Origin of the sequence: Amycolatopsis nalaikhensis, assembly GCF_030264295.1 — a bacterium.
GTDB classification, from domain to species: domain Bacteria; phylum Actinomycetota; class Actinomycetes; order Mycobacteriales; family Pseudonocardiaceae; genus Amycolatopsis; species Amycolatopsis nalaikhensis.
The window spans coordinates 9,168,116-9,182,018 of the sequence record NZ_CP127173.1; the positions used below are offsets into that span (position 1 = coordinate 9,168,116).

General features: G+C 73.0%; 11 protein-coding genes. 9 read left to right on the plus strand and 2 right to left on the minus strand.

The features are described from left to right. Positions 1 to 2 precede the first annotated feature (2 nt). Positions 3 to 1,418 (minus strand): aromatic ring-hydroxylating dioxygenase subunit alpha, encoded by a 1,416-nt coding sequence (locus tag QP939_RS44480; protein ID WP_285452855.1) that lies wholly within the window; start codon positions 1,416 to 1,418, stop codon positions 3 to 5. 128 nt (positions 1,419 to 1,546) lie between these two features. On the opposite strand from QP939_RS44480, the gene QP939_RS44485 reads away from it, so the two are divergent. The 7 genes from QP939_RS44485 (at position 1,547) to QP939_RS44515 (ending at position 10,098) form a co-directional block, all read left to right on the plus strand. Further along, entirely contained in the window at positions 1,547 to 2,344 is a 798-nt protein-coding gene (locus QP939_RS44485; protein WP_285452856.1) for an IclR family transcriptional regulator domain-containing protein, read from the plus strand. Between the two features lie 103 nt (positions 2,345 to 2,447). Next, a complete protein-coding gene (locus tag QP939_RS44490) occupies positions 2,448 to 3,779 on the plus strand; it encodes an MFS transporter (protein ID WP_285452857.1) in 1,332 nt (443 codons plus the stop codon). Positions 3,780 to 3,835: 56 nt separating this feature from the next. Beyond that, positions 3,836 to 4,681, plus strand: a complete 846-nt coding sequence (locus tag QP939_RS44495; protein ID WP_285452858.1) for a S1 family peptidase — start codon at positions 3,836 to 3,838, stop codon at positions 4,679 to 4,681. A gap of 9 nt (positions 4,682 to 4,690) precedes the next feature. After that, positions 4,691 to 5,365, plus strand: coding sequence for an RraA family protein (locus tag QP939_RS44500; protein WP_285452859.1), 675 nt, complete (start codon positions 4,691 to 4,693; stop codon positions 5,363 to 5,365). A 35-nt stretch (positions 5,366 to 5,400) separates the two neighbouring features. Next, complete coding sequence (locus tag QP939_RS44505; protein WP_285452860.1) at positions 5,401 to 5,709, plus strand: trypco2 family protein; 309 nt, start codon at positions 5,401 to 5,403, stop codon at positions 5,707 to 5,709. A gap of 148 nt (positions 5,710 to 5,857) precedes the next feature. Next, positions 5,858 to 9,643, plus strand: a complete 3,786-nt coding sequence (locus tag QP939_RS44510) for an AAA family ATPase (RefSeq protein ID WP_285452861.1) — start codon at positions 5,858 to 5,860, stop codon at positions 9,641 to 9,643. Positions 9,644 to 9,645: 2 nt separating this feature from the next. Further along, positions 9,646 to 10,098: a DUF4913 domain-containing protein gene (locus QP939_RS44515; RefSeq protein ID WP_285452862.1), complete on the plus strand. Its 453-nt coding sequence runs from the start codon at positions 9,646 to 9,648 to the stop codon at positions 10,096 to 10,098. Here the strand turns inward: QP939_RS44515 and QP939_RS44520 are convergent. Next, positions 10,058 to 11,296, minus strand: a complete 1,239-nt coding sequence (locus tag QP939_RS44520; protein ID WP_285452863.1) for an MFS transporter — start codon at positions 11,294 to 11,296, stop codon at positions 10,058 to 10,060. The genes QP939_RS44515 and QP939_RS44520 overlap by 41 nt on opposite strands. Before the next feature lie 59 nt (positions 11,297 to 11,355). Here QP939_RS44520 and QP939_RS44525 point away from each other — a divergent pair, with 59 nt between their 5' ends. Continuing rightward, positions 11,356 to 11,982 carry a DUF2238 domain-containing protein gene (locus QP939_RS44525; RefSeq protein ID WP_285452864.1) on the plus strand — a complete coding sequence of 209 codons (627 nt, stop codon included), beginning with the start codon at positions 11,356 to 11,358 and terminating at the stop codon, positions 11,980 to 11,982. Positions 11,983 to 12,015: 33 nt separating this feature from the next. Beyond that, positions 12,016 to 13,881, plus strand: coding sequence for a glycoside hydrolase family 5 protein (locus QP939_RS44530; protein WP_434219608.1), 1,866 nt, complete (start codon positions 12,016 to 12,018; stop codon positions 13,879 to 13,881). Positions 13,882 to 13,903: the final 22 nt, after the last annotated feature.

Here is a 13,903-nt window from a genome sequence, read left to right on the forward strand (position 1 = left end):
GGTCAGTCCCGCCGGTAGGCGTCGGGCGAGGAGGACCGGTCGGGCTCGACGACCGAGCCCGGCACGCCGGCCGGTCCGGTGGCGAGCGCCGCCTGCAGCCCGGAGGCCCACGGGCTGGCCTTGCGCAGGTCGGCGATCGAGGCCGCCCAGTACCGCTCCCACTCCCCCGTCGGGCCGATGCCGTCGAGCGGGATCGGGCCGCGGCTTTCGACGTCGGCGCTGTCCTTGAGCAACGTGTCCGGGCTGCCGCCCTCGGCGACGGTGTCGATGGCCTGCAGCGCCATCCGCCGGTAGGTGACGATCGCCCGGTCGGACCGGCTGAGGTGCTCGCGGCTGCGGTCGTAGATGTAGCCCTGGCCTTCGACGGCCATCTGGTCGTGGACGTTGATGTCGCGCCCGAGCCCGGTGTAGGTCTGGGTGCGCTGCTCTTCCGGGTCGAACCGGTAGTTGTTGGCGCGGTTGCGGACCGGTTTGTAGTCCGGCAGCGTGATGCCCTCGAGCCGCTGGGCCCGCATGGTCGCCTGGTCCACCGGCTCGTCGAGGCTGGTGAACATCGCGTACCAGTAGCAGGAGACGTCGTCGATCGGCACGTGCCACTGGGTGATCGCCATGGTCGCGCTGAGCGGGATCGTGATGCCGTGCGGGAAGACCTGGTGGGTGATCCGCACGTGCGTGGACGAGCCGTCGAGGCCGTCCTTGTCGAGCGTGCGCAACGCGACGATCCGCTGGCCGTATTCGGTGCGGGCGTTGAGGATCTCCGGGCGGCCGTACTCGCGGAGGATCTTGGTCATCGGCAGGTCGGTGCCGAGCGAGGCGCCGCGGAACTGCTTGCCGTAGCTGTCGCCGGTGTCCTCGTCCTCTTCGAAGCGGTGCAGGTACGACGCGTGCGCCGGGTCGATGCCGACTTCGAGGGCCTGCAGCCAGTTGCAGTCGAGGTAGCCCTTGAAGGCGAAGGTGTACTCCTCGGGCGCGACGAAGCAGTCGAGCGACGGCAGGTTCGGCGGCTCGCCGTCGCCGAGGTAGGCCCAGACGATGCCGTTGCACTCGCGGACCGGGTACGCGCGGATCCGCACCTTGGCCTTGAGCTTGCTGTCCTCGGGCTCGGCCGGGGTGTCCAAACAGGACCCGCCGCGGCCGAACAGCCAGCCGTGGAAGTAGCAGCGCAGGCCGCCGTCCTCCAGCCGGCCGAGGGAGAGGTCGGCCCCGCGGTGGGCGCAGCGGCGGTCGATCAGGCCGAGCCCGCCGTCGTCGTCGCGGAACAGGACGAGGTCCTCCCCGAGGATCCGCACCGGCACCACCGGGCGGCCGGTGTCGAGTTCTTCCGACAGCGCGACCGGCTGCCAGTACAGGCGCATCCAGGCGCCGCCGGGCGTGCCCGGCCCGGTCTCGGTCAGCTTCCGGTTGTCCTCCGCGCGCATGACTGTGCTCCTCGTTCGATTACCGAACACTTCGTTCTTATGTGAGCAATGTAGGCAGCGGAGTTCGGCTTCCGCAAGACCCGTGTTAGGTTCTGCGACAGAGTGTGCGTTAATCGAACGGAGCAAGCGTGGCGAAGCTGAACGAACGGGACGAAGCACGCAGGGCCGCCCGCGAGGTGGAAGGCACCAACCGGGCCGACTACTCCGAGGCGCTCGAACGTGGCCTGCTCGTGCTGACGGCGTTCCGGCACACCGAAGAACGGCTGACACAGGCTCAGCTGGCCCGCAAGCTCGAACTGCCCCGCGCGACGGTGCGCCGGGCGCTCCTGACGCTGGCCCACCTCGGGTACGTCGTGCCCGACGACAAGGCGTACCGCCTCGGCCCCAAGGTCTTGACGCTCGCCTCGGCCTACCTGACGACCAACCCGGTGAGCCAGGTGCTGCAGCCGGTCTGCGACGAGCTGGCCGAACGGTTCCAGGCATCGTGCACGGCGGCGGTCCTCGACGGCGCGGCCGCCGTGATGATCGCGCGGGCACTGCCGCGGCACAGCCTGCCCATCGGCCAGGGCATCGGGTTCCAGGTCCCCGCCACCCGCTCGGCGCTCGGCCTCGTCCTGCTCGGCGGGCTTGACGAGGAGCGCCGTCACCGGCACCTCGTCACGCACGCCGGGCTTAGTGAGGACGACTTGGCCGCGCTGGAGGCAAAGATCGCCGAGGCGGCCGAGGCGGGCCACGCCTATGTCGCCCATGAAGTCGAGACCGGGTTCCACTCGATCGCCGTGCCGCTGCACCGCTGGGACGGGACCGCGATCGCCGCGCTGAACGTGGGTGCTGGCGTGGAGCGGATGTCCGAAGCGGAGATGCACGAGCACGTCCTTCCCGTGCTGCGGAAAACGGCCGCCGAACTGCGGGCACAGCTCGTGTGACCCTGGCTTACGTTTCAGATATTGACTGTAACGGAACTTCCCCTTTACTGTCGCTGCCACCCCGCCCCGGCGACGTCGCCGAGCGCAGCGAAGGGAAGTTCCCGTGACGGCTTCGAAGCTCCCCGACCTCGCACTGTCCACATCGGACACACCGGACACGCCCGGCTCACCGCGGTACCGGCCGCTGCGTGCCTGGGCCGTCCTGCTCCTGCTGGCCGTGTTCATGGTGCTCAACTTCGCCGACCGCATCTCCCTCGCGCTGGCCGCCCAGCCGCTGATCCGCGAACTGCACCTCTCCGCGTCGGAGTTCGGCTTGATCAGCAGCTCGTTCTACTTCCTCTACAGCGTCAGCGCGGTCGGCGTCGGCTTCCTCGCGACGCGGCACGTTCCGCTGAAGTGGTTGCTGTTCCTCATGTCCCTGCTCTGGGCCGCCACCCAGCTGCCCGTGTTCCTGTTCGCCAGCGGCGGTGTCCTGCTCGGCACCCGCGTCGGGCTCGGCATGGCCGAAGGCCCGGCGACCGCCGTCGCGAACTCCACCGCCTACAGCTGGTTCCCGCCGCATCGACGTGGCCTGCCGACCGCGCTGCTCACCTCCGGCGCGTCCGTCGCCAAGCTCGTCGCCGCGCCGTTGCTCACCGTGCTGATCGTGCGCGAGGGCTGGCGCTCGGCCTTCCTCGCGCTCGCGATCGCGGGCCTCGTCTGGTGCGTGGTCTGGTTCTTCGGCGGCCGCACCGGGCCGTTCGCCCCGGCCCCGGTGGCGACGCCGGACGCCGCGAGCCGGGCCGCGCGGCGGCGCACCTTCCTCACCGTCGTGCGCAGCCGGACCTTTCTCGTGCTCCTGCTCGCCACCTACCCGATGTACGCGCTGATCTCGGTGGTGCTCAGCTGGCTTCCGTCCTATTTGGAGGCCGGACTCGGGTTTTCGCCCATCACGTCCGGGTTCCTGTTCGGCCTGCCGAGCATCATCGGGATGGTCGTGATGCTCGGCGCGGGCTGGGTCACCGACCGGCTGCTCGCGGCGGGCGCGTCGGCGCGGGTCGCGCACGGCCTGGTGCCCACGCTCGCCCTCGCCCTCGGCGGTGTCCTGCTCACCCTGCTCCCTTTGGCCGGTGGCTCCCGGTATGTCGCGTACGCCCTGCTCGTCGCCGGGTACTGCCTGACGCTCGTGGCGCAGCCGATCGTCTACGCCGCGATCGGGACCGCGGCGGCGCCGTCGCAGCGGACGAGCGTGCTGAGCCTGTTCATCGCGCTGCAGAGCACGTCCGGGATCATCGCGCCGTGGGCGACCGGCGCGCTGGTCGACGCCGCCGGCGACCGGGTGTCCGGGTACAACACGGCGTTCCTCGTGCTCGGCGCGCTGATCGCCGCGGGCGGGCTCGTCGCGGCCCGCTTCTGCGACCCCGGCCGCGACGCGGCGCACGACGCACCCGCCTGACCGGCGGAAACGCGGTCAACTCAACCAATCCGGGCTCCCGCTCGTGTAGTAGAAGTGTGAGGCGAACTTCGGAACGACGGCGGCTCTTCCGGCCGGGGGCGACGGCGGTCGCGGTGCTGGCGGGAGCCGGCGTCGCGTTCGCCCACACCGCACTCGGCGCGGCGGCCACGGTGCCCGCACTGGCCGCTCCCCCCACCGGGCACAGCCTGCCCGACCCCGCCGCCCGCGAACCCGCTCCCCCGGACCCGATCCTGCCGTTCAACGCGAAACTGACGTCGGACGACATTCCGGTCGCGGGCGGCGGTGTCCGCAGTGGAGCGTGCAGCGGCTCCCTGGTCGCGCCGCGGTGGGTCGTCACCGCCGGGCACTGCTTCCACGACCTGGCCGACAACCGGGTCGGCGGGCGGCCGCGCTACACGATGACGGTGACTGTCGGGAAGCTGAAGGACAGCGATCCCGGCGGCCACACCGCCGAGGTCGTGGACGTCCGGCAGTCGCCGGTCAACGACCTCGCCGTGGCCGAGCTCAGCGCCCCGGTCGACGACGTCGTCCCGGTGGCGCTGGCCGACACGCGGCCGTCGGTGGGCGAAGAGCTGCAGTTCGCGGGCTGGGGTTCGCACTCGGCGACCGTGCTCGGGCCGTCCGACCACCTCAAACGCGGGCGGTTCACGGTTTCCCGCGTCGACCGGGCGACGTTGGAGGCCCTCCCGGTCGGCACCCGCACGGTGGAGAACGGGCCGTGCCCGGAGGATTCGGGCGGCCCGTTCTTCGTCTCGGACGACGACCGCACCGGGCGGCTGGTGGCGATCGTGAACACCGGGCCGCCGTGCCCGCAGCCGGGTCCCGAAACCATCGCCAGGGTCGACGTCGTCGCCGCGTGGATCCGCGAGCAGATCGGCTAGCCTGCGGAAATGCCGGTGACCGAAGACCTCGCTCAGCGTTTCCGCGCGGTGGACACCACCGCCCTCTGCGACGCCGACAAGACCACCCGGGTGCTGGCCGACGCGATCCGGCCCCGCTCCGCCCGGACGCGGATCTTCGGCCCCGCGTTCACCGTGCGGTGCCGCGACGACTTCCTCGGCGTGCTCCAGGCGGTCGAAGCCGCGGCGCCCGGCGACGTGGTCGTCGTCGACGGCGGCGCGCGCGAGATCGCCTTGGGCGGTGAGCTGTTCGCCAGGGGCGCGCTGGCCCGATCGCTCGGCGGGCTCGTCGTCGACGCCGGGTACCGGGACCTGGGCTACGTCGCGAACTGCGCGCTGCCCGTCTACAGCCGGTTCGTCACGCCGATGTCCGGCACCGCGGTCAAGCCCGGCGAGCTGGGCGTGCCGGTGACCTGCGGTGGCGTCACGGTGAACCCCGGCGACCTCGTCCTGGCCGACGGCGAAGGCGTCGTCGTCGTGGCCCCGGACCGGATCGAGAGCCTCCTCGACGCCGCGCTCGCGATCAAGGAGACCGAGACGGCGCTCGTCGGGCGGCTCGACGCGGGCGCCACCCTCGGCGACGTCTTCGCCCTCGCCGAGCACGTCACCGCCCTCGAACGGGGCGAACCTTCCGCACTGCGCCCCCGGACCCGGCCGCCGGGATAGGATGCGGGCTCATCGCGCGAAACGAAGGGCGGGGCATGACGCAGCGGGGGAACGACGAGGACTGGCTGGACCTGGCCGACGCCATCGAGATGCTGCGCGAGCAGCTGTCGGAGGCGCAGAGCCGCGGCCAGGATTCGCCACTGCGGTTCAAGCTGGGGGAAATCACCGCGGAGTTCGAGATCGAGCTGGTGCGCAAGAAGAACGGCGGCGGCGCGCTGCGGTTCGGCGTCGTGGAAGCGGACGCGCGCGGCGAGCGGTCGACCCGGTCCCACCAGCGCGTCACGCTGAAGCTGACGCCGGAGCGCGTGGGCGGCGGGGACGTCTCCGTCGGCGACACCGAATAGTCCCGCGGTCGGATGCAGCGGGGGCAGGTCGTCCGGGTCCGCGGCGGCTCGCGGTTCGGCTTCGGCAGCGGGTACCTCGTCGCGCCACGGCTCGTCCTGACGGCCGCGCACCTCGTGCCGCCACCGGACGAGCCGGCCGCAGCTCACCGTGTCCCTCGGGGACCAGCCCGGCCGGTCGGCCGCGGTGGTGCGCTGGTGGCGGCTCGACGACACCGTCGACGCCGCCCTCCTCGAAGTCCCGGCCGACGACGAGACCTGGGTCCCGCCCGCGTCGCTGCGGGTCCATCCGCAGCGGTGGGGCCGGTTCGTGACCGCGGGCACCGAACTCGCCGTCGCGGCCATGGGGTTCCCGCGGCAGCAACGGCGGGACGGACTGCGGCACCCGGAGGTGCTCGGCGGCCGGGTCCGGCCGCACGGCGGCGCGACCTTCGAGATCCTCGACGCCCACGGCACCATGGACTTCGACACCTCGGGGCTCGGCACCGAATCGCGCACGCCGTGGTCCGGGATGTCGGGCGCCGCGGTGTTCCCCGACGGCGACAAGCTGCTGCTCGGCGTGGTGCGCAGCGACCGCAGGCCGGAGCACGGCACGCGCCTGCTGTGCACCACCGTCGAATCCCTGCTGGCCCTGGCCGACTTCCGCGCGGTGGTGCGCGCGGCGAGCGGCGTCGACCCGGGGCCCGAACCGGCCGAGCTGGCCGGGCTGCTCGAGCCCGCGCCACCCAAGCGCGCGCTGACCTCCCCCACGATGCTGCTGCGCGCCGACGCCGAAGTCGTGCCCTTCCACGGCCGCGAGGACACGCTGTCCGCGCTGGAACGGTGGTGCTCGGCGGACACTCCCGGCCCGGCGGTCCGCGTGCTCACCGGACCGGGCGGGCAGGGCAAGACCCGGCTCGCGCGCGAGCTGATGGCGCGGCTGCGCGAGCGCGGCTGGGTGGCCGGGCAGGTCCACGGCCGCGAAGTCGGTGACGTCCGGGCGTTGCGGGCGATCCAGCACCCGGTCCTGTTCGTCGTCGACTACGCCGAGACCCGGCCCGAGCTGGTCCGGGAGCTGGCCGAGCGGGCCGAGGACGCACCGCACCCGGTGCGGCTGCTGCTGCTCGCCCGCGGGCTCGGCTCGTGGCAGTTCGCGGCGACCGGCCGCGGCCTCGACGAGCTGAAGCTGCCCGCCCTGAGCCCGGGGGCGACCGACCGCGAGAGCGCGTTCCGGGCGGCGGCCCGGGGTCTCGCGCCGCGCCTCGGCGAGGTCACCGGCCGGACGGACGTCGACTGGCGGGCGCTCGCCGAAACCGTCCCGGCCCGCGTCGGCGCGGCCGGCGCCGAGACGGCGCTGACCACGCAGATGGCGGCGCTGGTCGCGTTGCTGCGCCACGGCCGGGATCCCGAGGGTGACCAGCCGCTGGAAGGGGAGCTGCTCGCGCACGAACGCCGGTACTGGCTGGACAACGCGGCCGCACGCGACCTCGGGAAGCGGGCGGCCCGGCTGCTCGAGCCCGCGGTGGCGGCGGCCGTGCTGTGCCCGGCCCTGGACGAGGTCGAGGCCGGGGACGTCATCCGCCGGGCGCTGCCCGCCGAACCCGGGTCGACGACCGCGGAGATCGCCGAGCTCCTGCGCGAGCCTCACCCGCCGCCGGAAGGACGCTACTGGGGCCAGCTCGAGCCCGACCGGCTGGCGGAGTACCAGGCGAGCGAAGCGGTCATCGCCGACCCGAAGCTGCTCGAGCGGTTGTTCGCCGACGCGCCCGACCACCTCCGCGGCCAGACCCTCACGGTGCTGGCCCGAGCCGCGGTGGCCCACGCCAACGAGCGACGCACGCGAGCCGCGCAAACCGTCGTCGAGCGGCTGCGCGCCGCTTTGCGGTCGGCGTCGGCCGAGCGGCCCCTCACTGCCGCCACGCTGCGCACACACCTGGCCGCGCTGCCGGAGCAAACCCACGTCCTGCGTGACTACGCGCTCGACGTCGCCCGCGAGCTGAGCGGGAAGTACCCGGCCACGAGCGACGACCCGGACGTGCTGCGCGACCGCGCCTGGGCCCTGCACAGCCTGGCCGAGCGCTACCTCGGCGTCGGCGACTGGGACCACGCCCACGAGGCGGCGAGCGAAGCGGTGGCCATCCGCGAGCGCCTGGCGGACGACGGTGCGCTCGCGGAATCCCTGCTGGTCGCCTCGGAAGCGTTGCGGGTGACGGGAAACCCGGCCGAAGCGCACCGAGCCGGTGCCGAGGCGCTTCGGCTCTTTCGCACGCTGGCGGCCGACGAGGGGCCCGGCGCCGAGAAGCGCGAACGCGGCCTGGTGCGGGCCCTGGTCAACCTGTCGGTGGTGGTCTGGCAGCTCGACCCGACGACGATCGACTTCGACCAGGTCGCCCGGTCCGAGCAGCACGCCGACGAAGCCGTCCGGCGCGCCCGCGTCCTCGCCGAGCAGCACCCCGAGCTGGACCCGCTGCTGCTCGTCCGGGCGCTGGAGGAACGCAGCAACAGCCTCTGGCGCCTGCAGAAGCACCCGGAGTCGTTCAGCCAGAGCGAAGAAGTGGTCGAGACCGCTCGCCGGCTGGCGCACGAGAACCCCGACGCCGGGGCCGCCGACCTGGCGAACGCGCTGCTGGGCATGTCGGTCAGCCACTCCGCGGCGGACCGCCCGTACGAGGAGCGGAAGGCGGCGGAACTCGAGGCGATCGCCGTGCTGCGGCCGCTCGCCGACGAACTGCCCGAAGTCCACCGCCCCGTCTTGGCGCTCCTGCTGCACAACCTCGCGTGCGAACAACGCGACGAGGGCGACCACGCGGCGGCACGGGAGTCGGTCACCGAAGCCATCCGGCTGCGGCGCGCGGTGACCTACGATCCGCGCGGCGACCCGAGACTGCGCCTGGCGCAGTCGCTGTGGGTGCTGGGCCACATCGACTACCGCGTCGGCGACGACGAGGCGGCGATGACGCGCTACCGCGAAGCGCTCGCGTTGTACGACGAGGTGGCGTCGCCGCTCAACACCCGCGACCTGAACACCCAGGCGGAGATCTACCGCGACCTCGCCGCCGCCGCGGAAGCCCTCGGCCGCAAGAAGGACGCCCTCGACGCCCAGAACCGGGCCATCGCCACCTTGCGGCGGCTCAGCGACTACGCCCCGAGCCTGTACGCGTGGCGGTACGTCAGCGCCCTCCACGACCAGTCCGACCTGTACCAGCGGCACGACCGGCCGGTCGCGGCGCGCACCCGGCTGCGCCAGGTCCTGCCCCGCTACCGCAGGCTGGCCCGTGATACCCCGGAGGCCCGCAGCTCACTGGCGTGGTGCCTGTACGACCTCGGGACCAGCTACGCGTCGGCGTTCCCGACGGTGCCCCGCGCGGTGGCCCCGCTCCGCGAAGCGTACGAGCTGCGCACCGCCTTGGCGGCCGAGGACGCGAGCGAGACCGTGCACCTGGCCACCACCTGCGCGGCACTGAGCCGGGCCCTGACGATGACGAGCCTGTTCGCCGAAGCCGCGCGCGTCGCGGAGCACGAAGTGCGGGTCCGGCGCGGCCTGCTCGACACCGACCGCGAAGGCCAGGAGCTGTCCCTGTGCTTCGCGCTCCTTCGGCTGGCCGAAGCGCGGACGATGGCCGGAGCGCCGGACGAGGCTTGGCGCACGGCCGTCGAAGCCGAGGAGCTGTGCCTGGCCGTCGCCGCGAACGCGACGTCGTTGACCAAGGGGCGCGTCCTGCGCCGCCTGGCCCGGGCGCTGAGCCTGTGCGGCAGGCACGACTGGCGACGGGCCGCGCGGGCCGAGGAACCGGCGCGCCGCGCGGTCCGCGTCTACCGGAACCTGGTGGACCGGCACCCGGGCGACGCCGGGCTGCAGGCCGACCTGCGGGAGGCCGTCCGCGTCTGCGCCCAGGCCCTGGACCGCCTCGGCCGCCACTCCGAAGCCGTCGACGTCCAGCAGCGAAGAGGAGCATGAGCGTGACCCCACCCCAGACCCCGGAAGAGCCCGTCGACGACATCCGGAGCGACGAGGAGCAGTTCGCTCGCCCGGCGGAGCTGTTCTACGGGAACGTCCACGAGTTCGTCGTCGACCGGTTCGCGTACTTCTTCACTCGCCCGGCCCCGGGTACCGGCCAGGTGTGGTGCCCGGAGTGGTACCGCCACGCCCAGGCGCTCTCCCGGCTCGACTCGATCTGGCGGGCTTGGGAGCACCTGCGGTTCGACCCGGCGTTCGGCATGTCGAACTGGTGGGTCCACCACGTCGACCCGAACATGCGCGCCCTGCTCGACCCGGTGACCGGGCCGTTCGCCCGCTGCGCGGGGGGCCACCAGCCCGCCGAGCCGCTGCCGGTGGTGACGGCTCCGGACGGCCTCTTCACCGACCAGCGCCTCAGCGGCCTTCCGTTCGTGGACCCCTTCTCGCTCGACTGAGCCCCGCTCCCGACGGCCGCCGCCGGCGGGCGCGCAGCAACCGCGTCCCGCCCAGCACCACCGCGACCGCGGCGGCGAGCACCCCGGCGAAGACGAACGTCCGGCCCAGCCCGGCCGCGTCGACCACCGGCTGCGCGAGCAACGGCGAGGCGAACTGCCCGAGGAACAACGCCGAAGTCAGCATCCCGAGCGCCTTCGTCCGCGCGGTCGGCACCACCGACGCGACGACCCAGCCGTTGATCGCCGGGTTCTGCAGGCCGATCCCGAGCCCGACCACCACCATGCCCAGCGCGGCCACGCCCAGGGTCCCGGCCGCGCCGAGCACGACCAGCCCGGCGGCGAACGCCGCGAACATCGCCGTCACCAGCACCGGGAAGTCCCAGCGGGCGCGCAGCCGCCGGAAGTTCAAGCCCACCAGCGTCATCGCCAGGTTGACCGCCGCGATCAGCGCGCCGGTGACCGCCGGGCCCGCGTCGCCGACCTCGGCCAGCCAGAACGGCGCCTGCGTCGGCACCGTGTAGAAGACCACTACGCCGAGGAACATCAGCGCGTACAACCCGAGCACCCGCGGCGTCCACGGCGTTTCCGCCGCCGACGGGCCCGGCGGCGACGGCACCGCCTCCGGCACGTAACGCAGCACCAGGACCAGCACCGGCACCGCCAGCAGGTAGACCGCGAACGGCCCCCGCCAGCTCACCGCGGCCAGCACCCCGCCCAGCAGCAACGCGACGACCCCGCCGAACCCCATCGCCGCGCCCTGCAGGCCCAGCACGCGGCCGTGCTCGGCGGGCGCGTGGTGGTCGGCCAGCAACGCCGTCGACGTCGTCATGATGCCCGCGATCCCGACGCCCAGCAGCGCCCGGCCGGCGAGCAACGCGGGCAGCGAATCCAGGACCAGGCCGGAGCCGCCGCCCACGATGTAGAGCAGCAAGCACGCGACGAGCACCGGGACGCGCCCGGTCCGGCCGCTGAGCCGGGCCAGCAGCGGCGCCGCGAGCATGATCGCCAGCCCCGGGAGCGTCAGCACCAGCCGCACCAGCAGCCGCGCGTGCGGCTCGGCGGCGAAGTGCGCTTCCATCCCCGGCAGCGCCGGGGTGATCGTCGCGCTGGCCATGATCGTCATCGTGCTGACCCCGAGGAGGGTCGCCAGCAGGGCCCTGGGCGGCCGCCGCACGTCGGGGATCGTCGCTCCGGTCATGGTCCCGACGCTAAAACCTCGACCAACGTCGAGGTCAAGGCGCACGGTAGGGTCGCCGGATGGTGCGCGGAGTGGGCCGGACCGAGGGACTGCTGCTGGTCGCCGTGGTGCTCGTGGCCCTGGTGGTGACCGGGACGCAGGCCAAGGCACTCGGCACGTGGTTCCTCGAAGTCGTCTGGGTGCTGGTGGGCCTGCCGCTGGTCCTGGTGCTGCGCAAGCGCTTTCCGTTGACGCGGCTGCTGTGCTGGCTGCTCGTGCTGCACGCCCTCGTGCTCTGCTACGGCGGTCAGTACACGTACGCGGAAACCCCGCTCGGCAACTGGGTGCGGGACTGGCTGGGCACCCAGCGCAACAACTACGACAGGCTCGGCCACTTCGTCCAGGGGTTCGTGCCCGCGGTCGCCGTCCGCGAGGTGCTCCTGCGCCGGACGCCGCTGCGGCCCGGCGGGTGGGTCGCGTTCCTCACCGCGAGCGTGTGCCTGGCGATCGGCGCGTGCTTCGAGTTCGTGGAATGGTTCAGCGCGCTCGTCGCGGGGTCGGGTGCCGACGCCTTCCTGGCTACCCAGGGGGACGTCTGGGACACGCAGTGGGACCTGTTCCTCTGCCTGTGCGGCGCGGTCGTCTCGCTGCTGGTGTGGCGCCGGGTCCACGACGCGCAGCTCGCCGGTTCCGACGGACGGCCGTAGCCGGGCGGCCGCCGGAGTTGGTTGACTGCCGGGGTGAGACTCCGGGCCGTCCTGCTGACCGTCGCCGTCGCGCTGCCGCTCGCGGCGCTCTCCTCGAACCCGGCCGCGGCGGATCCGCCGCCGTGGTCCGGACCACTCAGCACCCAGGGCCGCTACCTCGTCGACGCCCACGGCGACCGGTTCAAGCTGAAGGCCGCCAACTGGCACGGCGCGAGCGGCACGTGGACCGGGTCGGGCGACGCGGCCGACCCCGCGAACCACCACGCGGGCGAAATCGCCTACCAGACCCCGCTCGGGCTGGACCGCGTCCCGGTCGACACGGTCATCGACGGGCTCGCGCGGCTGGGCCTCAACAGCGTCCGGCTGCCGTTCTCGAACGCGATGATCCACGACCCGAACCCGGTACCCGACCTGCCGGCCAACCCCGCTTTGCGCGGCATGACGCCGTTGCGGGTGTACGACCACGTCGTCAAGCGGCTCACCGCGCGCGGCTTCGCCGTCATCCTCAACAACCACACCACGACGTCGCGCTGGTGCTGCGGGCTCGACGGCAACGAACGCTGGAACACCGCCCAGTCCGAGCAGCGGTGGCAGGACGACTGGCTGTTCATGGCGCGCCGCTACGCCGCGAACAAGCGGGTCGTCGGCGCCGACCTGTACAACGAGGTCCGGAGGAACACCTTCGACGACCCGAACTGGGGCTGGGGCAACGGCATGGACTGGCAGCGCGCCAGTCAGCAGGTGGCCGACCGGATCCTGACCGAAGCCAACCGCGACCTGCTGATCTTCGTCGAGGGCATCAACTGGACGGGACTGCCGGTCGACGGCCTCCCCCACGGCCGTCCGACGCTGGAACCCGCCCGGACGCTGTCGCACACGCTCGTCGACTCGGGAAAGCTGGTCTACTCGGCGCACTTCTACGGCTACACCGGTCCGAACCACTCCGGCGCGACGGGCATCGGTGAGACGCACGACCCGCGCTACCGCGACCTTTCACCCCAGCAGCTGCGGGACACGCTGTACCGGCAGGCCTTCTTCGTCTCGGCGGAGACCGGCAAGCACTACACCGCGCCGTTGTGGATCAGCGAGTTCGGCGAAGGCCGGAACACCACCGACCCGGCGTCGCGGGCGTGGTTCGAGAACTTCGTCGACTACCTGGCCGAGACGGACACGGACTTCGCGTACTGGCCCGCGGTCGGGTTCCAGACCGACGGCAAGGGCGACGGGTGGTCGCTGCTCGCCTGGGACGCGGCCGGCCACGGCATCGACGTGCTCGACGGCACGGACTGGCGCGGCCCGGCGTGGCGGCGGCTGGTCGGCGCGCCGTCGCACACCGGACCTGTCCCGGCGGCCGAGCACTGGTCGATGCTCAACCTGGATCACGCCGACTTCCAGGCCTCGCGCGCGGTGCGGGCGCAGCCGGACTGGAACCCGGGCGCGCGCAAGGGGGTCTGCCCCGACGGCCAACGCCTGGCCGGGCTCGCCCACACCGGCAACCGCGGCTTGTGCACGGGCACGCTCCCGGCGCCCACGGCGTACATCACCGTCCGCGACGAGTCCCATGTGGACACCGACTGGGCGTCCGGCTACACGAAGGTGCAGTGCCCGCCGGACCACGCGGTGGTGGGCTACGGCGTGACGGGAGCGGCGTTCTCGGCGGTCCTGTGCGGCCGGTCCGCGACGCCGCTGGGCCGGACGGGCCGCACGGTCTGGTTCGACCGCGGCGACAACCGCCCGGCCGGGGACCCGGGGGGAGACTTCGCTTCAGGCAACTACAAGGGCCAGTGCGCGCCGGGCGAGTACGTCGCCGGGGTCGCGTACACGGGCCGCTTCGGCTCGAGCCGGACGCCCGACGCGCTCCTGTGCCGCCTGGTGGTCGTGAGTGGCGATTCGGGTTAGAACCCTAATCGCCACTCACGAC